This window comes from Pseudomonas sp. 86_A, from assembly GCF_017491705.1.
In the GTDB taxonomy this organism is placed as follows: Bacteria; Pseudomonadota; Gammaproteobacteria; order Pseudomonadales; family Pseudomonadaceae; genus Aquipseudomonas; species Aquipseudomonas koreensis.
This window is the reverse complement of record NZ_JAFGYS010000001.1, coordinates 340226-364801: the sequence shown is the minus strand read 5'-3', so window position 1 is coordinate 364801 and position 24576 is coordinate 340226. Positions and strand designations below refer to the sequence as shown.

Genomic DNA, 24576 nt, shown 5'->3' with positions numbered 1-24576 from the left:
AAACTCAAGTCTGGTGTTATGGAGTTCCAAGCGATCTGCGATCAATGCCAACGGCCTCGCGTTGTCGGCAATCACACCGAATGCAGCCGGGCCCGGCAGCGGCTGTACCACTCACGCGATGACCGTCAGATCACCACACGGCCACGGTCAGGGGGTGCGCAGTGAAAAAAGCGCCTGCTGATTTGGCCCGCCTGTCTCTGATCAAGCTGATCCACGTCGCCCGGCGCGAGCTGCGCATGGATGACGACACGTTCCGCCTGATGTTGGCCGGCATGACTGGATTGGACGGCGCGACGTCTTCCGCAGACTTGAGCGTTCCAAACCTTCAGCGGGTTTTGGAACAGCTCAAGCAGCGCGGCTTCACAGTCCGTCCAAAAGCAGCGAGTCAACGCCCGAAGGCGGCCGACGGGCAGTCCAAGAAAATACGGTCAATGTGGCTGACGCTACACGGGCTTGGCGCGGTTCGCGATTCATCCGAGGAAGCGCTGGCAAAGTTTGTGCTGAACATGACCGGCGTTGCGGCCTTGCAATGGCTCACCGCCGCGCAGGCCAGCCGGGTGATCGAGAACTTGAAACAATGGCACCTGCGCGTTGCGCGGGCCAGTGCTGCCGTGAGGGGGGATGTATGAGCGAAATCAGAAGCAAGGGGCCTGAACTGCTGATAGACCTCACCGAACACATCGCGGTCGCGCTCTGTGAGCTGGTGATGATGGAGGAGCCTCGCGCTCGCCACGTCGCGCAGGAAATCGCTGACCGCATGGCGGCTCACTGGGGAGGTCAGAACGTTTATTTCCCCATGGGGTTGTCGGTCAAGGTGAGTCGTCGGGATCGCCAGATCTACGACGAATTCAACGGCTCCAATCACAGCGACCTGGCTCGCACGTATGGCGTTTCGATTCAGTGGATTTACAAGATCGTCAAAGCCGTCCGAAAGGAGGAGATGGCTCGCCGCCAGGTCGATATGTTTGCCCCGCTCACAGACGATTAAGCGGGGCGTCTTTATTGCGCCCACTGCAACGGAATTACACAAACCATCCCAACCTGTGCCAGCCTATCCCGGAATGGCCCAGGTTTATCTCACGTTCCCCTTGGTATTTATCTCAGTCCTGAACAACTGGACGACCCTGAAGCCTGAGGAGCCCACCATGAAACCCGTCCCCCCCAGCGAACACCCTGACCAACCGCGGCCACCGGGAGAAACCGAGCGCGACAACGACGCCCTGCGCCCGACCGACCCCAAACAGCGCGAGGACAGCAGCAAAGGCACCGCCAGCGGCGAATCCACCGCGCAAGAGACCGCCGCATCACAAACAAAAGCCAAGCCCTGAGCACCGTCTATGCTCAGTGGCACCTCCGGCGCCATACACACGTTGGTGCCGGTTGCTGCCACTCATTACAGGGAAAGTACCGCTTATGAAGCTTCGCGCTCTGGCCAAGGCCATCACCCTCACAACCGTATTGTCCGCCACCAGCTTCGGCGCCATGGCGGCCGATATTCCGCTGTCCGCCACCGTCGAGGCCGATCAGGTCACCACCAAAGTGCTGGTCGTCGACGCGGCCAACCATCAGGTCGTGCTCGAAGGTGCTGAAGGTCGCCAAGTCCATGTTCAGCTGAGCGACAAGGCGAAAAACCTCGACAATCTCAAGGTCGGCGACCTGGTGAAACTCGAAGTTCAACGTTCTGTCGCCGCTTACCTCGACACCGATGTGGATAAAGGTCTGCCTGGCACCGTCGAGCGTACGGGCGAACTGCGCAATGCGCCGGGCAGTGAAAACCCGGGTGGTGAAGCGTACCGGCAGATTCAGGTGCAGCTGAAAATCACCAAAATTGATTTGAAGAATAATCAGGTCACCCTGGAGAACCCTCAGGGACAGTCGAAAATCTTCGACGTGAAGAAGCCGGAAATCCAAGCCAAGCTGAAAGATCTGAAAGTCGGGCAGAGCGTAGTTGTCACTTATACCGATGTATTAAAAGTGACCAGTCAGCATGAAAGTTGAGCATTAACTCTACAAGAGGGTTGTTCTTGTACAGATTATTGTATGAGAACAATCATCTGAAAGGTGTTGTGCCTTGCGTCGAAAGTTTTATGAAAGGTAATCGTCGATAAATATCTATTAACTTCTTCGTACATAAAATTTACATTTGTGTACGACGACATATCTGCCAACTTCTATTAAAATCCTTCCCGTTCGCCCAGTGTCAGGGCTCTTTACCGGTGCATGGATTGCCAGGCCATTACACTGGGCGAACACCTCTTCGGAGCGGATGTATACAATTTCAGATAAAAAAAGGGCGACTTTGAAGTCGCCCTTTTTTTGTGTTCGCGATCAAGCCGATGCCTGCCCCTGAAAGCGTTTGAGGGTGGCCTCGTACATTCTGGTCCGGCGGTGGTTTTTGCCGTAGGTGCCGGCAGCTGCGACGGTTCCTGCCTGGATGTGATCCAGATAGCGGAAAATCTTGCGCGGCGCCAGCAGCTTGATCCCGTAGCCCAACGCTGTCATTTGATCCTGCAGGGTATAACCGGGTACTCGGTCATCCATGCAAAAGTGCAGTCCGTGGGACTTCATCAACTTGGCGTTCCACAACGTGCAGAAACTCTTGAGATGAGTTTCCCGATAAGGTTTCGGCTCTTTGCTGCGTAAACCCAATGAGGTTTTGGCCCGACGGACATAATGTTTGCAAAAGCGCGAAGTTAATCGCCAGGTGTCTCTCAACACTCCACGATTAATCTGTTCGACACACCCGACTGCGGCGATCCCTGAAGTCTTCGTGCACTCATTCAGCATCATCACAAAGACTTCCTTGTCATAGACAAAGGTGTCGGTGTGCAGCAGAAACAGATAGTCGGTTTCAACTTTCTCCAGCGCCATGTCCAGCGCCTTGCCATGGGCAATATGCCCGGCTTCTTTGCCGGGGGAGGGACGTTCGATCAAATTGATCCAGTCCAGCGAGCGCAAGTAATCGAGGCTGGCATCCGCCGAATCATTGTCCACCACCCATACCGGAATGCGTTGTGCCTGAACGTGCTGGCGCAACAGCTCCAGGCACATGCGGGTGATGTCCGGGGTTTTGTAATTTACCAATACAAGACTGAAATTCGGCTGCGTAACGGCTGGTAAATCAAACTGGCTCATGTCGGGAAGCTCATCCACGGTTGATCGACGGCAAGTGTCTGTCGAGCCGGGATGCTAGCGACGCAAGCTTAGTTGAAACTTAATTTGCCGTTCAGCAAGTGAGTCGAAGTGTGTCGAGCCAAGACATCTCAGGCACGACGGAAGCTGGCCCACACGCTAAACTGCGCGCCTCTTTTCACGCTTCAAGGAACAAACGGCGCCCGCCGTAGAATCACGGATGAAACCACTCTCCCTCTACCACCCGGCCCTGTACTGGCTGCGCGTGTGGCAAAAAAGACTGTTCCGCCAGATCGCCTGGCACTGCTCCAGCAAACGCTACGCGCGCCTTGTTGCCGGCGCTGACCGTCTGCCATTTCGCTACCTGAAACACACCTCGAAACTCATCCGCAAACTCGGCGACTTCGACCTCGCCCTGCAACACAACAAAGTCATCAACCTCAAACTCGCCGTCGCCGCCATCGACGGCCTCATCATCGCCCCCGGCGAACACTTCTCCTTCTGCCGCCTCGTTGGCCGCCCCACCCGCAAACGCGGCTACGTCGAAGGCATGGAATTGTCCTTCGGCGAAGCGCGAAGCGGTATCGGCGGCGGAATCTGCCAACTGAGCAACCTGATCCACTGGATGGCCATTCATTCACCGCTGGTGGTGGTCGAGCGCTCCAACCACAGCTTCGACCCGTTTCCGGACGAGGGGCGAGTGCTGCCATTCGGTTCCGGCGCGGCGATTTTCTATAACTACGTTGATCTGGTGCTGCATAACCCGACGGATCGGACTTTTCAGTTGAAGTTGAACGTGGGGCAGACGCAGTTGGAGGGTGAGTTGCTGTGCGATCAGGTGCGGGCGTATCGGTATCACGTGTTTCAGGAAAAGCACCGGTTTGTGCGGGAGGGGGAGCGGGTGTATCGGGAGAATGAGATCTGGCGGGAGGTGCGGGAGAAGGGGCAGGTGGGGGAATTGGTGGAGAGGGTGAGGTTGTATCGAAATCGGGTGGTGGTTAAGTATGAGGTGGCGGACGAGTTGATCGGGTAGGGCGCGCCAATCGCAACATGATATTGGCGCCCACTGGTCAGTTTCTGAAATAGAGCTCATCCAGTTGGCGTTTGCGTATGGACAGATACTCTTCCCATACCTTGGGGAAGTCTTCATCTTTGGTAAGCGGGAAGGTCAGATAGACGTACCTTCCAACCACACTGATATATTGCCTCGCACGCTTGAAGGCCGGTTGTTCGTAAGCTGCCACGCTTACGTCGTAGGCGTCATGGTAGTGATGGATGCTAACTCGGTGCGGGGCGATCATGCACCGCGAAAAATCGATGACCCAGCAGCTATCAACGGCTGTACTCAAATAACCGTAAACACCATCGCTGGATAGGCGAATGCACGAGTTAGCCTGGGCGCCGTCGTCATCGTTGACCAAAATGATCTGGTCCGAGAAGTAACTGATATTTCTGCCGTCAGGCCCTTGCAGGAGCAAGCTCCAGCCTTCGGCTCCCATGCGGAACTCACCGTTGTTTTCGAAGGTGGCGGTCCAGTTGTTGGCGAGTGTGATTTGATGTTTATTCATGGGTGCTCATGTAAACAGAAGGGCCACAAAGTAATGGGTATTTTGTTTTGAACTCTAATAGAGAGTTTTCATTTTCTGCGCGGATAAAAAAATACTCGTCAATCTTCTCTATTCTGATAGTGAGGCTCTCTTGAGTAGGTATGTTTTTTAAGAATAATTCCTTGGCTCCGTTGCAGCTCAAGCCAATGCGGCAAGTGTTGAATCCCATCTTTGTCCATTTTCCAGGTGCGGAGTCGGGGGTTTCTGGGGTTAGCTTGCTTTAAGGAATGCTCTGGGATATCGCTAAGATTTATAGTTAATTCGATTTTTTTGGTTGCAAGGTTAATGTTTCGCCCAAAGCCGAGACTTCTATATCCAACAAAGCGAGGATCGGTAAGCTTTTCTGATGATTTAAATATCATGGCGTTGTTCCTGGTTATGGCAGAGTAATAGGGGGTAGACCACACCTATAAAATCGAATGTAGAATGCCCCCGCTCCTTATCAGATAGCTCATGGTTGAAAACTTAGGTTCTAAGTTCGACGTATTCTTCAAAGAATGAATAGAAGTTGTCTGCTATTTTTTTGGACTGTTTTTTCTTAAATAGATCGTAGCTAATGATCTGTCCGTTCCCCGTGGGTTCGCAATCAATTGCCCAGCAAATTTCGTCATCTTTTAAGTAGATGACGGCAAAGTTACTAGGTAGTTCAAACTCGGTTCGGCAGTACGCGGTGCTGTAACTTACATTCCCGCCATTATCTAATGTCGCATCATTGTTCTCAATTCCGCATATCTCTGAGCCGGCTGCTCCTCCGCCACCGCATACACTCAAGAAATCAACGAAATCTTCAGGTAGCTTTAAACCTAAAATGGTTTCGAGTTTTCTAATTTGCTCAGTAGTGGCAGGGCCGAGCCAGAAAGTTTCTTCGTCGGAGTTTTCGAGCTTTGTTATCAAATATTGATAGTTGTACATGATTTTTGCTCGCTCAAAGTCTTTGACTCGTTCTTTCCAATATGCTTTTCTAAATTTTGCATACTGTAATTCTAGCTTTGGGTCATTCCTGAAGCTGTCACCGTCTTCAATGGTGTCGTGAAGTTCTTTATGATATTCCTTTGACCAGCAAGCGGCCAGAGGCATCGCGCTGATACTCGGTCACCAACGCACTGCCGTCGTCGCCGAATTCAATTTTCTTCAGCAACTGCCCATTGAGGTCGTACTCTCAGGCCGTGCGACGACCGTCGAAGCCAGTTTCCTGTTGGATCAGTCCGTTTGAGTAGTCATCGAGTGAGCGCGTTGCGCTACACGGCGTCGTCATTGTTGTATGCCGTAATATTGGCTACAGTGATGTTTTTTGCTTGGCATATGGCTATACAATTATTTTCAAATTTGATTGTGACTTTATAATTTGAGTTTTCTTTCTCGATTTTTAAGGTGGTGGTGCCGCTAAAGTTGAAGTTTTCTACGTTAAATTTTTCTATGTCTATTATGTAGAGCTGAAATTCATATTCATTGTAATTCTTTTCCAGCCACTTTTTAGGAGCTGTTTGCTCTATTTTGCTGGATAATTTTAAGCATATAGAGTTTCCGTCCAGCATGACGTAAGACGTACGCATGCTTGAGGGGGAATATGTTTCTCCGAAAATAGATGTCCACTGTTTTTTGTTCGATATTGATGATGTCCACATTTTAGATCACTCAAAATACGTAATGATTGGCCACACTTCTTAGAAGGAGTGTTTTGGTTCGATCAGCATTTCCAGTTTCGGGGTTGTATTCTCTAACATTAAAGTGTGGTTTGCGCGATGCATGTGTAGAAGGATATTCTTCGTGCCCATGCGAGTGTTCCTGGATGACGACGCGTTCATTGTCAATGATTTCTATAATGGTACTCTCTCGTCATCACGGTATTGCCTTGAGCACCACGTACGAAATCGGTACCCCCATTAGGAGCCTCCTTGGTAAGAGCGATCCGTTTCACGTCAGTTGGTTCTGTTGTCGTTGTAATTTTCGCATCATGTTTGCGTCTTGGAAGGCGGCTCTTCGGAATTCATAGAGTTTATCACCCCTTTTGAGTTTCTTTTGCTCGGTCCATCCAGTCAAACCCCGCGGGTCAATCCAACCTACGGGGTTAGGTACGTACAGCTGTTCAACCCACCGATAAGTAGGATCGGATCCGACGCCAAAAACTGTCTACTACTTTGATTGTAGTAGCGGTTCCGGTTGTAATGTAACCCTGTCTCGGCATTGAAATACTGACATTGGAAGCGCAGAAGATTATCAATCTCCCTGACGTCCAGCGCAGCGAGGTTACCGTAGGCACGGTACTTCGCGGACCACATGATCTCGCCGCTTTAATCAGTGAGTTCTTGCGGTGTCCCAAGTTGATCAAACTGATAGTAGAAAGGCCTAGCTTTACGTGGGCCTTCGCCATCAAGCATTGCCGATATTAAAATAGATCTGTGCCCTTTGCCCCGTACCCTTTGTCGTCCCAGAGGTCACGACTCCGTTGCCTGAGTGTTACGAGGCGTCTCACAAAAATTAATTTCGCCTTCGCTACTAATACAGCCAATGACTCCAAGGTCGCCTGAGAAAAAATAAGTGTGTTGAGGAATCTCCGAAAATAACCAGAAGGTTTTTTTGAGGTTGACAACTCTTATCTTGTATGAGTTCTCAGTGAGAGAGTCGCCAATAAAAATTATTTCGGAGATGTTGAGATCGGTTATTTTATTGGTGATATCCATAAAGGCTTGATCCGCATCATTTCTAATGTAGCTCAAGCTGTTGGGGAATGAGCCCCAGGCGATCTTTGATCCGGAAAATGGAAATGCTTTGTTGATATTTAAGATAAAATTGACGTGCGCTTCGCTTTTCAGTTTTTCGAAGTTGATATTGGAGTCCGATAGCTATTTTTCAAGTTCTTCGTCGAAATAACTCATTTTTTAAATGCCTTACGCCATTTTTATTTTGCTCAGAGTTTTTTCTAGTACTTTATCAAGTTCTACCCAGGTTTTAGCATTTTCGCTGTAAATGGGCGACTCCCAGTTTTGATTTGAGATTAGTGAAGTTCTAAAGGAGCCATCTTCGCTGAATTCTGGGTACCATCCAATATCTATTATTTGCTCGAGTGGCAGTGATGCCTGTAAAAGATCTTCCTTCAATTCGTCGATTATAAGTGTGATGTCGGATCCAACTAGGTTGGAGATATCATCGAGAGTTATTTTACCGCCGAGCGTGATTATCTTCTGAATGTTCATGGCTTATTTTTTTCTTCTTGGTTGATTTTTTGAAGGCGTCTTCAGATATTGGATGTCCATGAATGGTGTTCGCACTCAGCTTCACCCTCGTATACCGGAGTAAAAGGGGGCGTATTTATTTTTGCGTATTTCTTCGCCGATCTGAATTGAGCGAAAAATAAATCTGTCATATTTTTTATTCTAGGGTTTTTAATTGGTCGCAGATTGAAATATAGCAAAAGGGCGAAAAATTTTTTCATTATCTTCGGGGGCAGTGGAAAATAAAACTGTTCCCTTTAACCGCTGTCCAGAAACTGTAAGCGTCAGGCGGGCGCGGATTGCATCTATATAAGCAAAATCCGTTGAGATTTATATGTTTGAAAACTAAGTTAGTGTTTCCAAAATTTAATCCCTTCCATGTGGCGCTCAATGTCATCCATATCATCATCTCCAAGTGTTGAATCAAAATTCTTGCTTATGATTTTTCTTATTTTGGCAAGGCGTTGGGTTACTCCTTCGTTATCAATGAAATCAGTGGTGGCTTTTTGGTAGTCTTCGATTGGTTTATCGGAGTAATAGCTGCCCATCTTGTGCAGTGAAATTAATATGAACTCGATATCTGCAAGGACTTCGAGAGCATCTTCTCCGTTAAGTACTATTTTTTTGTTGGTTTCTAACATTATTTCCGCCGATTAAATGTGGGGTTTTCGAGCGTCACATTTCCTATGATCGTAAGCTCCATTGTGACGTATCTAGGGTTCTTGCCCCATTCAAGTTGAGAGTCGGGCACATCTGTTTCGATGTAATCACTGCCGCGCCCTCTGCCAATTTGATACTTATCTTCAGCCTCGAGTTGGCTCAAAGGCTTTTTATTGGCAGGTTCTACGTAGACACGATTGTTATCCTGCGCTTGGATTACACCATCATTCTCGATGCCAGTAGAGCCCTTTCTGTTGGTGTAATGCCGGACTCGAGTTGTGCTTTCTCCGTGTGGTGCGGGAGCAGGGGCGGTAGGTCCGCCTTCATTGGCTCTCGCTTTTTCTGTAGGGTTACCGACATTACCGGTAGATTTTGATTTTTTCTTTGGGCACTCACTATTCAGCCCTAACGGATCCACCCACCCCGTAGGTTTAGGCACGTACTGGTAGTTGTTCAATCCGCCCGCAAGCTTTATCGGGTCCGGCGTCAAAAACCGTCCAGTGCTCGGATTGTAGTAGCGATGCCGGTTGTAGTGTAGGCCCGTCTCGGCATCGAAATACTGACCTTGGAAGCGCAGCGGGTTATCAATCTCGCTGACGTCCAACGCAGCGAGGTTGCCGTAGGCGCGGTACTTCGCGGACCACATGATCTCGCCGCTTTAATCAGTGAGTTCTTGCGGTATCCCAAGTTGATAAAACTGATAGTAGAACGGCTTAGCTTTATATGGGCCTTCGCCATCAAGCATTGCCGATATTAAAATAAATCTGTCCCCTTTATCCCGCACTTTGCTTTAAGTTTTATGCTGATTTTCATTCGAGAGTCAATGTGTCACGAGTTCGAAATTTCTATTATTTATACTTGGTTTGTTTAGGTGTAAAATTTCGATAGCGATAGGGTGGAGGTTGTTCAGAGGGTCGGCTACATTTTATTTAAAAAATTGGTGTTATTTTATTTTTTCATATGTTGGTTGGGTGGAGGAAGGTTTTTTTTGCAATTATATCTACGAATATCGGGAGTCTTTGTTTCGTTTGCTCAAGTGAGATTAGTATTATTGATTCTCCCATTTTTAATACTCCACAACCGTCTTCCTCAATAACGATTAACTCTGCTGTGATGTATGTGTGGCATATGTCGAATGATATCGAAGGGATGTTTTTTTTGGAGGGGGTCAGGTTTTCTCCCCAAATAAAATTATCATCGATATTGATTTCGACGTCATATATTTGATTTTCTTTAGGGGGTGAGCCAATAAATACTGAAAAGCCTTTCCCATAGGGTGTTGAATACTCGACAAGTATTTCGTTGGCTGTGCTTTTGATTATGCTTGATATCGTAATGTTCATCTATTTTGCTCCCAGTGGAACCCGTATTACTGTGTTGTCGACATTCATTACATTATTTATTAGATCTAATGTCCAAGTTTCTTCATGGTAATGATGTTTATTCGGTTTGCTATTCATTTCGTGGCTGCCATACCGAATACTTCTCTTGCCGTCGGCAGATACAATTCTATCGTTGTCTGGTAACCCAGTCCTAGGATGAATATTTGTATACGGCCCCTCACCTAAGAAATCTTCCCATCGTTTTACAGCATCTTGTGGTTTTACTGGCTTACTTCCATAAACCTCATTGTGATATCCCTGACCGATAGGCGGTGGTTCTGGGGGAGCAGAAGGTCCAGCATCTTTGACTGTGTTTCCCGAAGTAGACCCAGGGGTTCCACCTTGCGGTAGCTTTTTATCTGCGTCAGGGCAGTTACCGCTCAACCCCAAAGGATCCACCCACCCCGTAGGGTTAGGCACGTACTGGTAGCTATTCAAACCGCCTGCAAGCTTGATCGGGTCCGGCGTCAAAAACCGTCCAGTGCTCGGATTGTAGTAGCGATGCCGGTTGTAGTGTAGGCCCGTCTCGGCATCGAAATACTGACCCTGGAAGCGCAGCGGATTATCAATCTCGCTGACGTCCAGCGCAGCGAGGTTACCGTAGGCGCGGTACTTCGCGGACCACATGATCTCGCCACTGTAGTCGGTGAGTTCCTGCGGAGTGCCCAGATGATCGAGCTGGTAGTAAAACGGCGTGGCTTTGCGCGGGCCTTCGCCATCGAGCATCGCCAATGGACGGAAGCTGCCGGGCTCATAGATGTAGCTGCGGTAGCGGTTGTCGGCGCTTTCAGCGATCAGTCGTTCGCCTTGCCACAGGAACTCCGTGGTCTGGCCGTCGACGGTTTTTTCGATGCGTCGGCCGAAAGCGTCGTATTTGTAGGACGCGGTGCTGCCACCCGGCAGGCTGACGCCGATGAGACGGTGCTGGCAGTCGTAGCGGTATTCGGTGACAAGTTTCTGCCCGGCGCCGCGACGTTCGCGGACGAGGTTACCGTAGGCGTCATAGTCGTAATGGCGGTCACCCTGCATCAGCAGGCGGTTGCCTTTGACGTTGGCGAGGTTGGCGGTGCCTTCGTTGTTCTGACCCAGCAGGTTACCCGCTGGGTCGTGGGCGAAGCTTTCCGGTGTGGCGCCGCGCACGCTGATCAGGCGATCAAGCGGGTCGTAGTGGTAGCTGCGATTGCCTTTGCGGCTGTCGTCGATACCGGCGAGATTGCCGTTAGCGTCGTAGTTGTAGCGACGCTGAAACAGGTTCTTGTCTCGCTGGCCGACGGTGTGGGCTTGCAGGCGGCCTTGTTCATCGTATTGGTATTGGCTGAGCAACAAGCCTTGCTGGCGCTGTTGTTCGCGACCGGCGCTGAACTGGTGAGCGGTCAGACGTGAGCCGTTGAGGTCGATGCTGCTGAGCAGACCGCCGGGGTGGTGACGGTAGTCGAGTTTGCTGCCATCCGGGAGGCGGCAATGGCTCAGCTGGCCGACGCTGTCGTACTCGTAACGCAGGGTGCCCCAGCCTTGGTGTTCCTCGATGAGGCGGTCTTGCAGGTCGTACTTGTAGGCGAGTGGCCAATGGCCGTCGTCGACGTTTACCAGACGACCCAGGGCGTCGTAGTTGTAGTGAATTTCTTCGCCATCGGCGAGGGTTTTTACCAGCAGACGGCCAGCGGTATCGCGCTGGTATTCGGTAACGAGTTCGCTGCCGTCATCGCCGAATTCGGTTTTCTTTAGCAACTGCCCGTTGAGGTCATATTCGTAGGCCGTGCGACGACCGTCGAAGCCAGTTTCCTGCTGGATCAGGCCGTTCGAGTAGTAATCGAGCTGGTAATGCTCGCCGCGCTCGTTTTCGATGTCAGTGAGCAACAGACGCGAGTTGTCGTAGCGGTAGCGCAGTTGGCTGCCGTCCGGATTGATACGGCGGCTTACCAGGTGCAGGTTGTCGGCGTATTCGTAGCGGGTTACACGGCCGAGTTCGTCCCGTTCGGCGGTGACGTTGCCATAGGCGTTGTAGGTGAAGGCACGTGTTGCGCCGCCCGGCAGCGTGACTTGTGCCAGACGGTTGGCCGCATCCCACTGGTATTGGGTGATGGCGCCGGACTCTTCCTGGCGGGTGATCTGACGACCCAGTGCGTCGTAGCGATACTTGCGTTGACCTCCGTCCGGCAGGCGCTCTTCCAGTAACTGCCCGAGGTTGTTCCAGCCGAGTTGATGGCGGCTGCCGTCGGGGTGGCGGATCTCCAGCAGGCGACCCTGGGCGTCGTAGCTGTACAGCGTGGCATTGCCGTCCGGATCGATTTGCTGGGTGATGTCGCCCTGACGGTTGCGTTGGTATTTCCAACGGGCTTTGCCGCGATGAACATCGCTGACGAAACCATTGATGTATTCGTACGTGGTGGCTTCGTCTTCCGGCGGGATGACGGCAGTCATCAGTCCGTTGTCGTCGTATCGGTATTCGGTAACGGCCCCCAACGGATCCTTTTCTGCGATCAATTGGCCTTTGTCGTTGTACGCCTTGAGATGTTCGGCGCCGTCTGGATCAATCTTGCTGATCAGCCGTGCATGGTCGTCGTGGGTGTAGACCTCTTCGCTGCCATCGGCGTTGGTTACCGTTACGCTGCCTTTATCGTCCCAGGCGTAATGCGCTTCCATCTGCGAGAAATTGGCCCAGTGACGGATGCAGCGAGACAGTTTGCCTTCGTTCTCCCACTCCCAGTAGAAGGCCGCGCCACCTGCCAGTTGCCGCTCCAGAATCACGTGCTGATCGTTGTAGCGATAACGCTCGGCTTCGCCGGCTGCGTTCTTCGCTTCGATCAGACGGTGCTGTGCGTCATAGTTGTACGTCACCAGCGTTTGAACGGTGTTCCAGGCATCTTCCAGGTTGTCCGCTGGCAGGAACTGTTGATAGTCCACAGCGATAATGTGTTTGCGGTCGTAACGCAGCAGCAGTGCGCGACCGGCACCGTTATCGAGGCGTTTGATTCGACCATGAATATCGCGCGTAACGTGCAGCCGATTGCCATAGCTGTCGCTGATGGCAATCAGGGTGGCGCCTTTGCTGTTGAAGCGGAAGTGGTAGAACGATGGGCGTTTGCCTGCCTGCGCCAGAACCAGTTCTGATGGATCGTCTCCGAGAAATATCGCGGCCTTCGACAGGCTGTTGGTAATTGCCGGACGTTGTTCGCTTGGGAGGGGGAAGGGCGTTGCGCGGTTTTCGTGGTCGGTCCAGATGACTTCGTCGCCATTGACCTCGATGCGATGCGCCAGAGCATGACTCCAGCCATAGCCCAGACCACAGTCGATTTCCACCGCACTGGTTCGGTAGAGGCGTGTCCATTCAAACGGCAGCAGGCCGTCAAGTTGGCCGTCGGTCAGGGTCAACAGCTCTTCACCGGTCACCATCGAAACCGGGCAACCGTTGGTACAGGTATCGGCGGCGGGCTCTGCGCTTTTATCGGCGTGAGTCTTCGCCTGTTTGGACGCATCGTCAGCTATTTTGCCATCCGCGAGTTTTGCGTTTTTCTTCCCGTCAAAACGCAACTCCGAAATACCGTTTCTAACCTTCGCCGCCACGCCTCGTGCCGCAACAGCGGTGTACTTCGCGACGTACTCCATAAAGCCATTGATGATCTTGAACAGCGACTTCACGAAACCGATGACTGCGTTGATGACCAACTCACCGTACTTCTTCAGTCGGGCGGCGAGGTAGATAACTCCGGTGCCTTCGGCCGCGATGGTCAGTACCACACCAATCACGATGTCGATCGCGATGCCGACGACCATTGCCGTGGTCGCTTTCGCTATGTCGCCAGCCATCTTCATTGGCGGTAAGCCTGCCAGCCAGATCACTGCACTGCGTACCAGCAAAAACAATGCGGCTTCGTCACTGGCCAGCAACATGGCCTTTTTCATGATGTCCGGCGAGCTTTTGGCAACCTTGATCAGCTCGTCTGCTCCGGTGCCGAGATCTTTCGCAAACTTTCCCGGATCCTGCAGAATATCGAGCACCTGATTGATGCCATCCCACACGCCCTTGATGGCCTCCCAGCCACCTTCAAGAATGCCGGTGCCAATGGCCATCGCGGTGCCCGAGGTGGAAAGGTTCGACCATTGTGGCTTGAACCCTGCCCACTCTTTACGCAGGAAACCTTCGAGGTCTGCGGTCACGCCACTGTATGCGCTGAAGAGGGTGTCAATCTGCGCTGGCGTCACTTCGTTGTGAACGCGGATCTGGTAATACTTGCCGGGGATACCTCCGGTCCACGCCGCCTTGCCTTGAGCGTCGAGTTTGACTTTGCTGATTGCACCGCCTTCCACGGCGACGATTTCAACTTCGATATCACCGACAGGGATGTCGTAGACCGACTCGAATTTACTTTCGATCAGCAGCGGGCCCTGGAGCGGACACTGAGCCACGTTCGAGGAGAAATCACCGTCGGTCATGCTCACCGATTTACTGGTGTCGCCAACCTTGATCACACGCTCCATGCCTAGCAGTGAGGGCAGGTCTGCGGCTCGACTGGCCTTGTCGGCGGCTCTCGCGTACCAGGTTTTGGTTTGTTCCTGATACAACTTCAGACTGTCCTTGAAGGTGTTCAGTTGGTTGTCAACAAAGGCAACGCGATCCATCAGCCTTGCTCCAGAATCAGGTGGTTTAACAGTGCTTCTTTAAGGTTTTTCGGCGCATCCGGGCGGCGCACGAAACGGCTGACTTTCAGCTTCAGGTTGTTCTCTGGCCAAGCGTTGTATATGTCCGGACGTTCTTCTTCGAGCCATTGCAGGAGATTGCCAATCAGTGTCGAAGGGTTTTCCTTGGTCAAACTGTCCAGCAACGGCTTCGGCACTTCCCACCACGGCCAATCCTTCACCTTCGGCAAAACCCGTGTCCCAACCTCCAGCGTTTGCCCGTTAATCAGATACCGCTCAAACACCGGCAGTACTTCTCCGGCCTTGTCTCCCAGCCCCTTCAGAATCGGGTAGATATGCCTGCCATCCCAGAAGCGGAAAAACACCTCAGTCCCGTCAGGCATCTTCACTTGTGTCAGGCTGCGCAGGTGCTCGAACACGTCGTTCGGTTCGGCGCGTGAGACGGCCAGCCAGCCCCAGTCGAGGGCGTCGGTTTCGGCGATCCAGGGCAGGAATGCCGAGTTCGGTTTGAGTTCGGTGACGTAGGGCATCACCGGTTGCCAGGTGGAGTAGGGCGTGCCGCCCCAGATCGGCAGGAGCTGGGCGGTGGGTTCGGTCAGGTACAGGGTTTTCAGCGCGTCGGCATCGCTTGCTGCGCTGACGATCAGGTACAGGCGCTCGCCAGTTTGTAACGGCTGTTGTGCCAGCCAGTCCTTGGGTGTCAGTCGATCAGATGGCACAGGCACCTGCCTTGCATTTTTCGCATTCTTCGCAGAACGGCGCGTTACGTTTGAGGGTATTGATCTGGGCCGGGGTCAGGACCTGGCCGGCTTTGTCGGCGTCGGCTTGTTTCAGCACGCCGGGCATCAGCGGGGCGGCGCCGGTGCCGCTGCCGGGGCTGCCGCCGGAGTTCATGTTGATCACCGGGCCGCTCATGGTCACGCCGCCGGCGTCGATCTTGATGAAGCTGCCGCCGCCGATCAGGGTCAACTCGGCGCCGGCTTCGAGCACGACTTTCATGCCGCTGCTCAGGTGGATTTCCTGGCCGGCGTCGATGAATTGGCCGGTGCCGATCTTGATGTGCTGGTTCACGCCCACGGTCAGGTGGTCGTTGGCGCGGGCCTCGACTTTGCGGTCGGCGTAGACGGTGTGGTGTTCTTCGGCCTTGAACTCGGTGTAGCTGTTCTGCTCGACGGTGTCGTGGCGTTCGTTGCCGACGCGGATTTTCTGGTCGTGCTCGATGTTTTCGTCCCAGTCGCGCTGGGCGTGCAGGTAGATCTGCTCCTGACCTTTTTTGTCTTCAATGCGCAGTTCGTTGTAACCGCCACCGCCCATCGAGCTCAGGGTCTTGAAGGTGCTACGGGTCTTGTTCGCCGGCAGCGCGTAGGGGACGGTGTTTTCCTTGTGGTACAGGCAGCCGCTGATCAGCGGTTGATCGGGGTCGCCTTCAAGGAAGGTGACCAGCACTTCCATGCCGATGCGCGGGATAGCGATGCCGCCGTATTGGGCGCCGGCCCAGGCGCTGGAGACGCGCAGCCAGCAACTGGTCTTGTCGTCAGCCTGGCCTTCGCGGTCCCAGTGGAATTGCACTTTGACCCGGCCGTACTGGTCGCAGTGGATCTCTTCGCCTTTGGGGCCGGTCACCACGGCGCTCTGACTGCCGAGGATGCGCGGTTTCGGGTGACGCAGGGGTGGACGGTTCGGCACGTCCCACGGGGTCGCCTGAAAACGGTTGCGGTAGCCCTGATGGAAATCGTCTTTCAGCGCGGTGGTGTCGCTGGTCACCGATTCTTCCAGCACTTGCGGCTGTTTGCCTTCGTGCAGGACTTCGGTCAGCAGCCACAGGTCGTTCCATTTGGCTTTCGGGTGCTCGGTCAGGGCGAGGAAATGGCCGCTGACGAGCAGTGGCTGGTCGCTCTTGCCTTCGGCGAGCTGGAAATCGCTGCGGTGGCGTTCGAGGGCGCGTTTGGCCAGGTGCTTGCCGCGCTCGCGATCGATGAACCGGCCCGGGTAATCGTAGTCTTCGAGGTCGGGCAGGGCGTCGCCACGGTTTTCGCTTTCCAGCGTCAGGCGTGGTTTTTCGAAGTCGTAGTCGCGGCGCGTGGTGCGGCTGGTGCGGGTTTCCAGGCGCAGGTCGAAACGCTTGATCACCGGGTTGCTGGCGACCATGCCGGAGTCTTGCTGGTAGGCCACCGGCTTGAGTTTCGGGAACACCGTCTGGTCATCGCCGAACACCAGCTTGTGCGCCGTGGCGCTGTGCTGGAAGTGGTAGTGGATACCTTCTTCCTCGCACAGGCGCTGGATGAAATGCAGGTCCGATTCATCGTATTGCACGCAGTAGATGCGTTCGGGATAGATCGAACCGGTCTTGAATTCGTAGGCGTTGCTCTGGATGCCGTGCTCTTCGAGGACCATGCCGATGATTTTCGGCACCGTGAGGTTCTGGAAGATGCGTTGGTTGACGCGGTGCGCCAGGTACGACAGTTGCGGGCGCAGGGTCACCGAATAACGGGTCAGGCGTTTGCCCGAGTCACCTTGCGCGGCGCGATAGATCTGGCCGTGGATGCCGCTGCCATCGGGCGACAGCTGCAGGAAGGCCGGTTTGTGCAGCAGGGTTTCGAGGTCCAGCGACGGCTGCTCACTGACCAGCTCCACCTCAAACACAAAAGGCTGGCTGATGGCTTCCCGGCCGGTCAGGGTGAATACCTGAAAATCGGCGGAGAGCCCTTCGATGGTCAGGGCAAAGTGGGTTTCATTGGCCGGCGCGAACATCCCTTGTTCCTCGTGCTGTACAGCGGCGTTCGTCGACTACCGCCAGGCGGATCAACGCACGCGAAATTCTGGAGGGGCGTAAACAACATCGACCAGCAGGGCTGGTCGATGCTTGTAACGATCAGCCGTAATTAAACGACTGGAGCACGCCAGTCATCGGAACCCGAAGTACCGGATACTTCGTGGGTCCAGGTGATTTTGCGGTAGGTGAACTGCACTTCTTCCAGGTGGGTGAAGTGCGAGTTGCCTGGATCCTGGCAGTTGTGCATTTTGTTGTTGATGGCGACGATGATCGCGTCTTCCAGTTTGGTGGTGTAGTAGTGCTCTTGAGTACCTTGAGCAGAAGTACGGTACCACTGGATAACGATTTCGCTCATGCGCTCGCCGGAGGTCAGAGCGGCTTGCAGCAGAGGCGAAGCCTTGTCGTAGACCTTGGTGATGATCACTGGCTTGTGAACGCGCTGACCGGTTGGCTGACCGGATTGTGGGTCACGCGGGATGATCACGTCGTGGCTGAAAGCCTGAACCATAACCTGGTCTTCGTGGCCTTCCTGGTAGGTGTTGCCAACGGAGTCGGCGGTGAAGGCGCCGGCAGTGATCAGGCCTTGTTTTTCGCCGGTAACCGACATGTACGCTGGTGTTGCCATGGGGTGCTCTCCTTGCGGATAAATTTAGGGTGCCCGGGAGGCGGAATCGCCCGGTGGGTGCCTGACTGTTATCAAGGAGCGTGCCAGGTTTGTTGAAGGTCCCGGGAACCGGGGGTGGAGCGGCTCTGGACTGCGGTTGGGACGAAGTTTTCTGCGCAATCGAGGTCGAAAGTGCGCAACTTCTTGCGCAGTACTGCGCAAGAAGTTGCGCACTTGGCTGCGAGCCATGCCAATCAAGGCCTGTAGCGTGATCGGCGGTCGTTTTCGCCGGACAAGTGCGCAAGAAGTTGCGCAGTAAGGCCAAGTGCCAGTTTCGAGCGGTTGAAACGATCCGCCTGCATCGAAGGTCAATCACTCACGAGCGCGCCGAAGGCGTACGAACATTCCCCACATCGAGTGAGAGCGACATGAAAATCCTGATGGTTTTAACGTCCCACGATCAATTGGGTGATACCGGCAAGAAAACCGGTTTCTGGCTGGAAGAATTCGCCGCGCCGTACTACGTGTTCAAGGACGCCGGCGCGCAACTGACGCTGGCCTCGCCCAAGGGCGGCCAGCCACCGCTGGACCCCAAGAGTGACGAGCCTGACGCACAGACCGCCGCGACCGAGCGCTTCCGCAAGGATTCCGCCGCCCAGTCGGCACTGTCCTCCACGGTTATGCTGGACACGGTGAAGGCTGCCGACTTCGATGCCGTGTTCTATCCCGGTGGGCACGGCCCGCTGTGGGACCTGGCTGAAGACCAGCATTCCATTGCGCTGATCGAAGCGTTTTATAACAGCGGCAAGCCAGTTTCAGCGGTGTGCCATGCGCCTGGCGTGTTGCGCCATGCCAAGGACGCGGACGGTCAGCCGCTGGTCAACGGTAAGCAGGTGACCGGTTTCAGCAACAGTGAAGAGGAAGCGGTAGGGCTGACCAACGTGGTGCCGTTTCTGGTGGAGGATGAGCTCAAGGCCAAGGGCGGGGTTTTCTCCAAAGGCGCGGACTGGTCGAGCTACACCCGTGAGGACGGGTTGCTGCTGACGGGGCAGAATCCGGCGTCGTCGGAAGAGACGGCGTTCGCCTTGTTGTCGCGACTGCGCTGATAGCAGCACTTGATTCTGTGGCGAGGGAGCTTGCTCCCGCTGGAGTGCGCAGCGCTCCCAAAACAAGGGCCGCTTCGCAGCCCAGCGGGAGCAAGCTCCCTCGCCACGGTCAGCTCAGTTTCAACCGCAATGCTTGGGCGCATTCTTCAATCGAACGCCGCTGCGTCTCGGCATACAACCCCAGTTCATCAATGGTCGAACGCCCCAGCGCCTGTTCGAACGCCTGACGGTTCGAGTGTTCGCCGTAGTGCGTTTGCGCTGCGTCCCCAAGGTTCGACTGAAAAATCCCCGCGGCACTGACCGGCAGGAAATCTTCGTACACCAATGGTTCGGCTTTCACATGACCGTCGCGGAGCAAATCCTCCAGCGATGCTGACGAGAGACTACCCGCGGCCAAGCCTTTTTCCGTAGGGAAGTAGCGAAAGTACGCCAGCTCCTGCTCACGCATACCGTCGACGCTGTCAGGAAATTCGCCAAAGTGCCGGGTCATCAGTGCGTTGTAGCGCGCGGCATTGCCTTCGTTGGGGAAGTCACCCAGTTCATCGCGCGCGGCATTCAGCAGGCGGTCATACAGCGCCCTGCCTTTGGGCGTCAGCGCCGCACCGCGTTGTTCGATCTCGCCGAAACGCGCGCTGTGGCTGCCGTGGGTGTCGTGCTGGTCGGTGAAGGCGATCGGCTCGTCCAGCGCCTTGAAACTGGTCTGGCGCAGCAGGATCGGGCATTGCCGGCGCGGCGGGCCTTCGATCACCGCTTTCGGGGTGATGCCGTGCACCGGCATTTGCGCCTGGACGATGTCGATGTCCAGCGTGCGCGGGGTCAGGTGATTGATGTGCGGGCCTTTGAACGCCACCACGTCAGCGATCAAACGGTGTTGGGCGCTGAGGGTCTGGTACTGCGCGGCGGTGACAGTCGCGCTGTGATGCCAGCGAAAGGTCTCCAGTGCCTGCAGGACAAATTCCGCCGCCTCATGCTCATTCAAACCACCGGCCGCTTCGGCTTGCTCGATCAGCTTCAGCGCCTGCGGGGTAAAGATCGAACGCTGGTTCAGCACCGCTTCGGCAAAGGCGCGCAACTCGGGATCTTCGATCAACTCCAGCCTTAGCAACGAGGTGAATACCCGAAACGGGCTGACCTGCAGCGCCGCTTCATGCACCGCGCGAAATGCCGTGGAGTGCACCGGCACGCCCGCCGGGGTCAGGTCGTAATAACCCACCGGTTGCATGCCCATCACTGCGAACAGGCGGGCAAGCGTTGCCAGCTCTGTGCCGGTGCCGACGCGGATGGCGCCGTGGCGCTCCATGTCCAGGCGCTCGATCTCGCCGGTGCTGCGCAGTTGTCGGGCGATGTGCGGTTCGCGGGCCAGCACCTCGCGGTTGGTCTGTTCCACCAGTTCCATCAGCGCGCCGTACAACGGCACTTCTTCGCGGTACATGTCGGACATCGCTTTAGAGAAGCGTTGGCGGATCAGGTCAGGGCTGACGAAAGGCTGCACGGTCATGAAAAAAATTCCTGCCACGGTCACGTAAAGGATGGAGGAAAAGATCGCAGCCTTCGCCGGCGGCGGCAAACGAAGAATCCTACGAACTTCATTCTGCCAACGACTGATCCACCAGTTCGATCCAGTGCATCACCTGCGTGCGTCCGGCGCCGGCCAGATGATTCTGGCAACCGATGTTGGAGGTGACAATCAGCTCCGGGCGTCCGCTTTCCAGGGCGTTGAGGCGGTTGTCGCGCAGTTGCCGGGCGAGGGCCGGTTGCGTCAGCGAATAGGTGCCGGCCGAACCACAACACAGATGGCCGTCCGGCACTGGGGTGAGATTAAATCCGAGACGGGTCAGCACCGCTTCCACCGCGCCGCCGAGTTTCAACGCGTGTTGCAAGGTGCAGGGGCAGTGCACGGCGATCCGTCGTTGGGTCGCGGCGCACACCTGTTCCAGCGGTTCCTGCGCGAGGAGCTGCACCAGGTCCAGCGTCCGCTCGCCGATCTGCCGCGCCTTGGCGGCGTAGCGCGGATCCTGTGCCAGCAAATGCCCGTAATCCTTGATGAACGCCCCGCAACCACTGGCCGTCTGCACGATGGCTTGCGCGCCGTTTTCCAGGTGTGGCCACCAGGCGTCGATGTTCTGCCGGGCGCGGTCGAGGCCCTTGGCCTGGGCGTCGAGGTGGTAGTCCAGCGCGCCACAGCAACCGGCTTCTGTCACCGGGGTGACGCTGATCCCCAGCCGATCGAGCACCCGCGCCGTCGCGTCGTTGGTGTTTGGCGACAGGCCCGGCTGTACGCAACCTTCAAGCAGCAACACCCGACGCGCATGGCGTGGCGCAGGGCGCGAGCCAGATACCGGCGCGCGTTGTGGCAGTTTGCTTTCGAGGATTTGCGGTAACAGCGGCCGGAACGTCGTGCCGACCCGCAGCAAGCCCTTGAACACCCCGGGATTCGGCGCCAGTGCGCGCAAGCCCTCGCGCAACAGACGTTGGGCGGCGGGGCGCGGCACGGCCTTGTCGACCACTGCCCGGCCGATGTCGAGCAGGTTGTGATAGTCGACGCCGGAGGGGCAGGTGGTTTCGCAGTTGCGGCAGGACAGGCAGCGATCCAGATGCAGTTGTGTCTGCTCGGTGGCCGGTGCGCCTTCGAGAACTTGCTTGATCAAGTAGATGCGCCCACGCGGCCCGTCGAGTTCATCGCCGAGCAATTGATAGGTCGGGCAGGTCGCGTTGCAGAACCCGCAATGCACGCAGGTCCGCAGAATTTTTTCCGCCTCGGCAGCACGCGGCAGTTGTCTGGCTTGTTCGCTGAGGGTGGTTTGCATGGCTAGAACTCCGCGTACATCCGGCCGGGGTTGAACAGCCCTTGCGGGTCGAGTTGCGCCTTGAGTTGCCGGTGATAGCGCAGCAATGCCGGGGCCAGCGGCTGGAACGGCGTGTCGCTGGCGCCATGGGTGAAGCAGGTGGCGTGGCCGCCGAGTTCCTGGGCGAGCATCTGAATCTGTTCATGATCGGATTTCAGCCAGCGTTGCGCGCCGGCCCAGTCGATCAACTGCTGGCCGGGCCAGTCCTGCGGCCCGAGATTATTCGGCAGCGACAGGCGCCACAGCGGCATGCCTTCGTCAAAAAATGCCAGGCGGTGTTCGTTCAAATCGCGCCAGAACACCGAGTCCAGCGGTTCGCCGCCGAGCCGTTGATGGGCGGCAGTCACCGAGCCTTCGCCGCCTTCCAGACGCAGGTACAGGCTTTGCCCATCGTGACAGGCGCCACTGATCGGCAAGGGTTGCTGGCCCCATTCAGCCAGTCGGGTCAGTGCTCGGGCGCAATCGAGGTCGAGGCGAATGCTCAGGCACTGGCGCGGTTTTGGCAGGACTTTCAGCGAGACTTCGGTGAGCGCGCCGAGGCAGCCGAAACTGCCGGTCAACAGGCGCGACAGGTCGTAGCCGGCAACGTTCTTCATCACTTCGCCGCCGAAACGCAGGTGCTGGCCGAGGCCGGTGATCACCCGGGTGCCGAGGACAAAATCGCGTACCGAGCCAGACCATGGCCGCCGTGGCCCGGACAGTCCGCAAGCGATCATCCCGCCGACGGTGGCGCTGTAGTCGAAGGCCGGCGGCTCGCACGGCAGCATCTGCCCGGCCGCGTCGAGGACGTCCAGCAACTCGCGCAACGGCGTACCGGCGCGCACGCTGACCACCAGCTCCGTCGGTTCGTAGCGCACGATGCCGCGGTGCACGCGGGTGTCGAGCACTTCGCCGGCCACCTCGCGACCGAGAAACGCCTTGCTGTTGCCACCCTGGATTTTCAGCGGGGTGGCGTTGGCCAGGGCCTCGTTGACCTGATCGAGCAGGGCGCTGCTGGCGTCGACGTCGGCCATCAAAAACGCTCCAGTTCGGGGAATGGCAGTTGTCCGGCGTGAATGTGCATCGCGCCGAATTCCGCGCAGCGATGCAGCGTCGGAATGTTCTTGCCGGGGTTGAGCAGGCCTTGCGGGTCGAACGCGGCTTTGACCGCGTGGAACAGGCTCAGCTCAGCGCTGTTGAATTGCGCGCACATCTGATTGATTTTCTCGCGGCCAACGCCGTGCTCACCGGTAATGCTGCCGCCGACCTGCACGCACAGTTCGAGAATCTTCCCGCCCAAGACTTCTGCGCGATGCAGTTCGCCGGGCTGGTTGGCGTCGAACAGGATCAACGGGTGCATGTTGCCGTCGCCGGCATGGAACACGTTGGCGACACGTAAACCGTACTCGGCAGCGAGGCGAGCGATGCCTTGCAGCACGCCGGGCAACTCGCGACGCGGGATGGTGCCGTCCATGCAGTAGTAGTCCGGCGACAAGCGGCCGATGGCCGGAAAGGCGTTTTTGCGCCCGGCCCAGAAGCGCACGCGCTCGGCTTCATCCCGGGCCTGCCGCACCTCGCTGGCGCCGGCCTGAAGCATGACGTCGCGGACCCGCCGGCAATCATCGTGAACGTCGGCTTCGACGCCATCAAGTTCGCACAACAGGATCGCCTCGGCATCGACCGGGTAACCGGCGTGAATGAAATCTTCGGCGGCGCGGATCGCCAGGTTGTCCATCATCTCCAGGCCGCCGGGGATGATCCCCGCCGCGATGATGTCGGCCACGGCGCGGCCGGCCTTTTCCACCGAGTCGAAACTGGCCAACAGCACTTTGGCGACCTGCGGTTTGGGCAGCAGTTTGACCGTAACTTCGGTGATGATCCCCAGCAATCCTTCGGAGCCGGTGAACAGCGCGAGCAAATCAAAACCCGGCGCATCGAGGGCGTCGCTGCCCAGGGTCAGGCGTTCGCCTTCGATGGTCAGCACTTCGATCTTCAGCAGGTTGTGCACGGTCAGGCCGTACTTGAGGCAATGCACGCCGCCGGCGTTTTCCGCGACGTTGCCGCCGATCGAGCAGGCGATCTGCGACGACGGATCCGGCGCGTAATACAGGCCGAACGGCGCCGCCGCCTGGGAAATCGCCAGGTTGCGCACCCCGGGCTGAACCCGCGCAGTGCGGGCCGCCGGGTCGATATGCAGGATGTTGTTGAACCGCGCCATCACCAGCAGCAGGCCTTTTTCCAGCGGCAAGGCGCCGCCCGACAACCCGGTGCCAGCGCCACGGGCAACCACGGGTACGTTGTGTTGATGGCAGAGTTTGAGCAGCGCCTGCACCTGATCGAGTCGCCGGGGCAGGGCGACCAGCATCGGCGTGGTGCGATAGGCCGAAAGCCCGTCGCACTCGTAGGGCTTGAGTTCGTCTTCGCGCCAGAGCAGGTCAAGATCCGGGATGGCGTGCTGCAGGGTTTTCAGCAGTTCAGCCTTGTTCACCGCCGGTAGCGGGCCATCGAGGCGTTCGTCGTAGAGAATGTTCATTCCGACCTTCCGAATCTTTGTCGCCGGGACGGTTTGTTGTGGCGAGGGAGCTTGCTCCCGCCGGGCTGCGCAGCAGACCTGAGAGGGATGCCGTGTCGAGGCAG

The 24576-nt window shown here is 55.9% G+C and carries 25 protein-coding genes and 2 pseudogenes; 6 read left to right on the top strand and 21 right to left on the bottom strand.

Annotation, left to right across the window (positions count from 1 at the left end):
• The first annotated feature begins 161 nt into the window (after positions 1 to 161).
• From J5M57_RS01710 to J5M57_RS01695, 4 genes are all read left to right on the top strand, one after another.
• On the top strand, positions 162 to 629 hold the full coding sequence (locus J5M57_RS01710; RefSeq protein WP_207848926.1) for a regulatory protein GemA: 468 nt from the start codon (positions 162 to 164) through the stop codon (positions 627 to 629).
• Positions 626 to 988, top strand: coding sequence for a Mor transcription activator family protein (locus J5M57_RS01705; protein WP_207848927.1), 363 nt, complete (start codon positions 626 to 628; stop codon positions 986 to 988). Before J5M57_RS01710 ends, J5M57_RS01705 begins: the two co-directional genes overlap by 4 nt.
• A 157-nt stretch (positions 989 to 1145) precedes the next feature.
• Positions 1146 to 1328: a hypothetical protein gene (locus tag J5M57_RS01700; protein ID WP_207848928.1), complete on the top strand. Its 183-nt coding sequence runs from the start codon at positions 1146 to 1148 to the stop codon at positions 1326 to 1328.
• A gap of 85 nt (positions 1329 to 1413) precedes the next feature.
• Positions 1414 to 1998 carry a hypothetical protein gene (locus J5M57_RS01695; RefSeq protein ID WP_207848951.1) on the top strand — a complete coding sequence of 195 codons (585 nt, stop codon included), beginning with the start codon at positions 1414 to 1416 and terminating at the stop codon, positions 1996 to 1998.
• A gap of 330 nt (positions 1999 to 2328) precedes the next feature.
• On the opposite strand, the gene J5M57_RS01690 is transcribed toward J5M57_RS01695, so the two are convergent.
• Positions 2329 to 3135: a glycosyltransferase gene (locus J5M57_RS01690; RefSeq protein ID WP_207848929.1), complete on the bottom strand. Its 807-nt coding sequence runs from the start codon at positions 3133 to 3135 to the stop codon at positions 2329 to 2331.
• Positions 3136 to 3352: 217 nt separating this feature from the next.
• Here J5M57_RS01690 and J5M57_RS01685 point away from each other — a divergent pair, with 217 nt between their 5' ends.
• Positions 3353 to 4165: a VanW family protein gene (locus tag J5M57_RS01685; protein WP_207848930.1), complete on the top strand. Its 813-nt coding sequence runs from the start codon at positions 3353 to 3355 to the stop codon at positions 4163 to 4165.
• Between the two features lie 37 nt (positions 4166 to 4202).
• Here the strand turns inward: J5M57_RS01685 and J5M57_RS01680 are convergent, their stop codons facing one another.
• The 16 genes and pseudogenes from J5M57_RS01680 to J5M57_RS01610 form a co-directional block, all read right to left on the bottom strand.
• The gene (locus J5M57_RS01680) at positions 4203 to 4700 is read right to left on the bottom strand and encodes a hypothetical protein (RefSeq protein ID WP_207848931.1); all 498 of its coding nucleotides are present in this window, start codon (positions 4698 to 4700) and stop codon (positions 4203 to 4205) included.
• Entirely contained in the window at positions 4693 to 4887 is a 195-nt protein-coding gene (locus J5M57_RS01675) for a hypothetical protein (protein ID WP_347709563.1), read from the bottom strand. Before J5M57_RS01675 ends, J5M57_RS01680 begins: the two co-directional genes overlap by 8 nt.
• Positions 4799 to 5101: a hypothetical protein gene (locus J5M57_RS29130; protein WP_347709564.1), complete on the bottom strand. Its 303-nt coding sequence runs from the start codon at positions 5099 to 5101 to the stop codon at positions 4799 to 4801. Before J5M57_RS29130 ends, J5M57_RS01675 begins: the two co-directional genes overlap by 89 nt.
• Positions 5102 to 5204: 103 nt before the next feature.
• Entirely contained in the window at positions 5205 to 5816 is a 612-nt protein-coding gene (locus tag J5M57_RS01670; protein ID WP_207848933.1) for an SMI1/KNR4 family protein, read from the bottom strand.
• Between the two features lie 161 nt (positions 5817 to 5977).
• On the bottom strand, positions 5978 to 6364 hold the full coding sequence (locus tag J5M57_RS01665; protein WP_207848934.1) for an Imm50 family immunity protein: 387 nt from the start codon (positions 6362 to 6364) through the stop codon (positions 5978 to 5980).
• 10 nt (positions 6365 to 6374) lie between these two features.
• Positions 6375 to 6530 (bottom strand): HNH/endonuclease VII fold putative polymorphic toxin, encoded by a 156-nt coding sequence (locus J5M57_RS28890; protein WP_347709676.1) that lies wholly within the window; start codon positions 6528 to 6530, stop codon positions 6375 to 6377.
• A gap of 243 nt (positions 6531 to 6773) precedes the next feature.
• Positions 6774 to 7120, bottom strand: a pseudogene (locus tag J5M57_RS01655) (RHS repeat-associated core domain-containing protein); the annotation flags it as partial.
• A 54-nt stretch (positions 7121 to 7174) separates the two neighbouring features.
• Positions 7175 to 7420 carry a hypothetical protein gene (locus tag J5M57_RS01650; RefSeq protein ID WP_207848935.1) on the bottom strand — a complete coding sequence of 82 codons (246 nt, stop codon included), beginning with the start codon at positions 7418 to 7420 and terminating at the stop codon, positions 7175 to 7177.
• A 207-nt stretch (positions 7421 to 7627) separates the two neighbouring features.
• Entirely contained in the window at positions 7628 to 7933 is a 306-nt protein-coding gene (locus tag J5M57_RS01645) for a hypothetical protein (protein ID WP_207848936.1), read from the bottom strand.
• 368 nt (positions 7934 to 8301) lie between these two features.
• A complete protein-coding gene (locus tag J5M57_RS01640) occupies positions 8302 to 8592 on the bottom strand; it encodes a hypothetical protein (RefSeq protein WP_207848937.1) in 291 nt (96 codons plus the stop codon).
• Positions 8592 to 9359, bottom strand: a pseudogene (locus tag J5M57_RS01635) (RHS repeat-associated core domain-containing protein); the annotation flags it as partial. The gene J5M57_RS01640 and the pseudogene J5M57_RS01635, both read right to left, overlap by 1 nt.
• 208 nt (positions 9360 to 9567) lie before the next feature.
• Complete coding sequence (locus J5M57_RS01630) at positions 9568 to 9954, bottom strand: hypothetical protein (protein WP_207848939.1); 387 nt, start codon at positions 9952 to 9954, stop codon at positions 9568 to 9570.
• Positions 9955 to 14613 carry an RHS repeat-associated core domain-containing protein gene (locus J5M57_RS01625; RefSeq protein ID WP_243435186.1) on the bottom strand — a complete coding sequence of 1553 codons (4659 nt, stop codon included), beginning with the start codon at positions 14611 to 14613 and terminating at the stop codon, positions 9955 to 9957.
• Positions 14613 to 15350, bottom strand: coding sequence for a DUF4123 domain-containing protein (locus tag J5M57_RS01620; protein ID WP_207848941.1), 738 nt, complete (start codon positions 15348 to 15350; stop codon positions 14613 to 14615). The genes J5M57_RS01625 and J5M57_RS01620 overlap by 1 nt, the downstream gene beginning before the upstream one ends.
• Positions 15340 to 17382, bottom strand: coding sequence for a type VI secretion system tip protein TssI/VgrG (gene tssI, locus J5M57_RS01615; RefSeq protein WP_207871952.1), 2043 nt, complete (start codon positions 17380 to 17382; stop codon positions 15340 to 15342). The genes J5M57_RS01620 and tssI overlap by 11 nt, the downstream gene beginning before the upstream one ends.
• Before the next feature lie 131 nt (positions 17383 to 17513).
• Positions 17514 to 18029, bottom strand: coding sequence for an Hcp family type VI secretion system effector (locus J5M57_RS01610; protein ID WP_003226246.1), 516 nt, complete (start codon positions 18027 to 18029; stop codon positions 17514 to 17516).
• A 407-nt stretch (positions 18030 to 18436) separates the two neighbouring features.
• On the opposite strand from J5M57_RS01610, the gene J5M57_RS01605 reads away from it, so the two are divergent.
• Entirely contained in the window at positions 18437 to 19114 is a 678-nt protein-coding gene (locus J5M57_RS01605) for a type 1 glutamine amidotransferase domain-containing protein (protein WP_207849903.1), read from the top strand.
• Between the two features lie 109 nt (positions 19115 to 19223).
• On the opposite strand, the gene J5M57_RS01600 is transcribed toward J5M57_RS01605, so the two are convergent.
• From J5M57_RS01600 to glcD, 4 genes are all read right to left on the bottom strand, one after another.
• Complete coding sequence (locus J5M57_RS01600; RefSeq protein ID WP_207849902.1) at positions 19224 to 20612, bottom strand: VOC family protein; 1389 nt, start codon at positions 20610 to 20612, stop codon at positions 19224 to 19226.
• 88 nt (positions 20613 to 20700) lie between these two features.
• Entirely contained in the window at positions 20701 to 21921 is a 1221-nt protein-coding gene (gene glcF / locus J5M57_RS01595) for a glycolate oxidase subunit GlcF (protein WP_207849901.1), read from the bottom strand.
• A gap of 2 nt (positions 21922 to 21923) precedes the next feature.
• On the bottom strand, positions 21924 to 22973 hold the full coding sequence (glcE, locus tag J5M57_RS01590; protein WP_169841275.1) for a glycolate oxidase subunit GlcE: 1050 nt from the start codon (positions 22971 to 22973) through the stop codon (positions 21924 to 21926).
• Positions 22973 to 24472 carry a glycolate oxidase subunit GlcD gene (gene glcD, locus J5M57_RS01585; RefSeq protein ID WP_169841276.1) on the bottom strand — a complete coding sequence of 500 codons (1500 nt, stop codon included), beginning with the start codon at positions 24470 to 24472 and terminating at the stop codon, positions 22973 to 22975. The genes glcE and glcD overlap by 1 nt, the downstream gene beginning before the upstream one ends.
• Positions 24473 to 24576 lie beyond the last annotated feature (104 nt).

Bases quoted from the DNA above. Each gene is read 5' to 3' on its own strand.
- J5M57_RS01640 (WP_207848937.1), bottom strand. From the start codon at position 8,592: ATGTTAGAAACCAACAAAAAAATAGTACTTAACGGAGAAGATGCTCTC.
- J5M57_RS01625 (WP_243435186.1), bottom strand. From the start codon at position 14,613: ATGGATCGCGTTGCCTTTGTTGACAACCAACTGAACACCTTCAAGGAC.
- J5M57_RS01650 (WP_207848935.1), bottom strand. From the start codon at position 7,420: ATGGATATCACCAATAAAATAACCGATCTCAACATCTCCGAAATAATT.
- glcE (WP_169841275.1), bottom strand. From the start codon at position 22,973: ATGGCCGACGTCGACGCCAGCAGCGCCCTGCTCGATCAGGTCAACGAG.
- glcD (WP_169841276.1), bottom strand. From the start codon at position 24,472: ATGAACATTCTCTACGACGAACGCCTCGATGGCCCGCTACCGGCGGTG.
- J5M57_RS29130 (WP_347709564.1), bottom strand. From the start codon at position 5,101: ATGATATTTAAATCATCAGAAAAGCTTACCGATCCTCGCTTTGTTGGA.
- J5M57_RS01670 (WP_207848933.1), bottom strand. From the start codon at position 5,816: ATGCCTCTGGCCGCTTGCTGGTCAAAGGAATATCATAAAGAACTTCAC.
- J5M57_RS01610 (WP_003226246.1), bottom strand. From the start codon at position 18,029: ATGGCAACACCAGCGTACATGTCGGTTACCGGCGAAAAACAAGGCCTG.
- J5M57_RS01600 (WP_207849902.1), bottom strand. From the start codon at position 20,612: ATGACCGTGCAGCCTTTCGTCAGCCCTGACCTGATCCGCCAACGCTTC.
- J5M57_RS01705 (WP_207848927.1), top strand. From the start codon at position 626: ATGAGCGAAATCAGAAGCAAGGGGCCTGAACTGCTGATAGACCTCACC.
- J5M57_RS01700 (WP_207848928.1), top strand. From the start codon at position 1,146: ATGAAACCCGTCCCCCCCAGCGAACACCCTGACCAACCGCGGCCACCG.
- J5M57_RS01690 (WP_207848929.1), bottom strand. From the start codon at position 3,135: ATGAGCCAGTTTGATTTACCAGCCGTTACGCAGCCGAATTTCAGTCTT.
- J5M57_RS01605 (WP_207849903.1), top strand. From the start codon at position 18,437: ATGAAAATCCTGATGGTTTTAACGTCCCACGATCAATTGGGTGATACC.
- glcF (WP_207849901.1), bottom strand. From the start codon at position 21,921: ATGCAAACCACCCTCAGCGAACAAGCCAGACAACTGCCGCGTGCTGCC.
- J5M57_RS01630 (WP_207848939.1), bottom strand. From the start codon at position 9,954: ATGAACATTACGATATCAAGCATAATCAAAAGCACAGCCAACGAAATA.
- J5M57_RS01680 (WP_207848931.1), bottom strand. From the start codon at position 4,700: ATGAATAAACATCAAATCACACTCGCCAACAACTGGACCGCCACCTTC.
- tssI (WP_207871952.1), bottom strand. From the start codon at position 17,382: ATGTTCGCGCCGGCCAATGAAACCCACTTTGCCCTGACCATCGAAGGG.
- J5M57_RS01645 (WP_207848936.1), bottom strand. From the start codon at position 7,933: ATGAACATTCAGAAGATAATCACGCTCGGCGGTAAAATAACTCTCGAT.
- J5M57_RS01695 (WP_207848951.1), top strand. From the start codon at position 1,414: ATGAAGCTTCGCGCTCTGGCCAAGGCCATCACCCTCACAACCGTATTG.
- J5M57_RS01665 (WP_207848934.1), bottom strand. From the start codon at position 6,364: ATGTGGACATCATCAATATCGAACAAAAAACAGTGGACATCTATTTTC.
- J5M57_RS01685 (WP_207848930.1), top strand. From the start codon at position 3,353: ATGAAACCACTCTCCCTCTACCACCCGGCCCTGTACTGGCTGCGCGTG.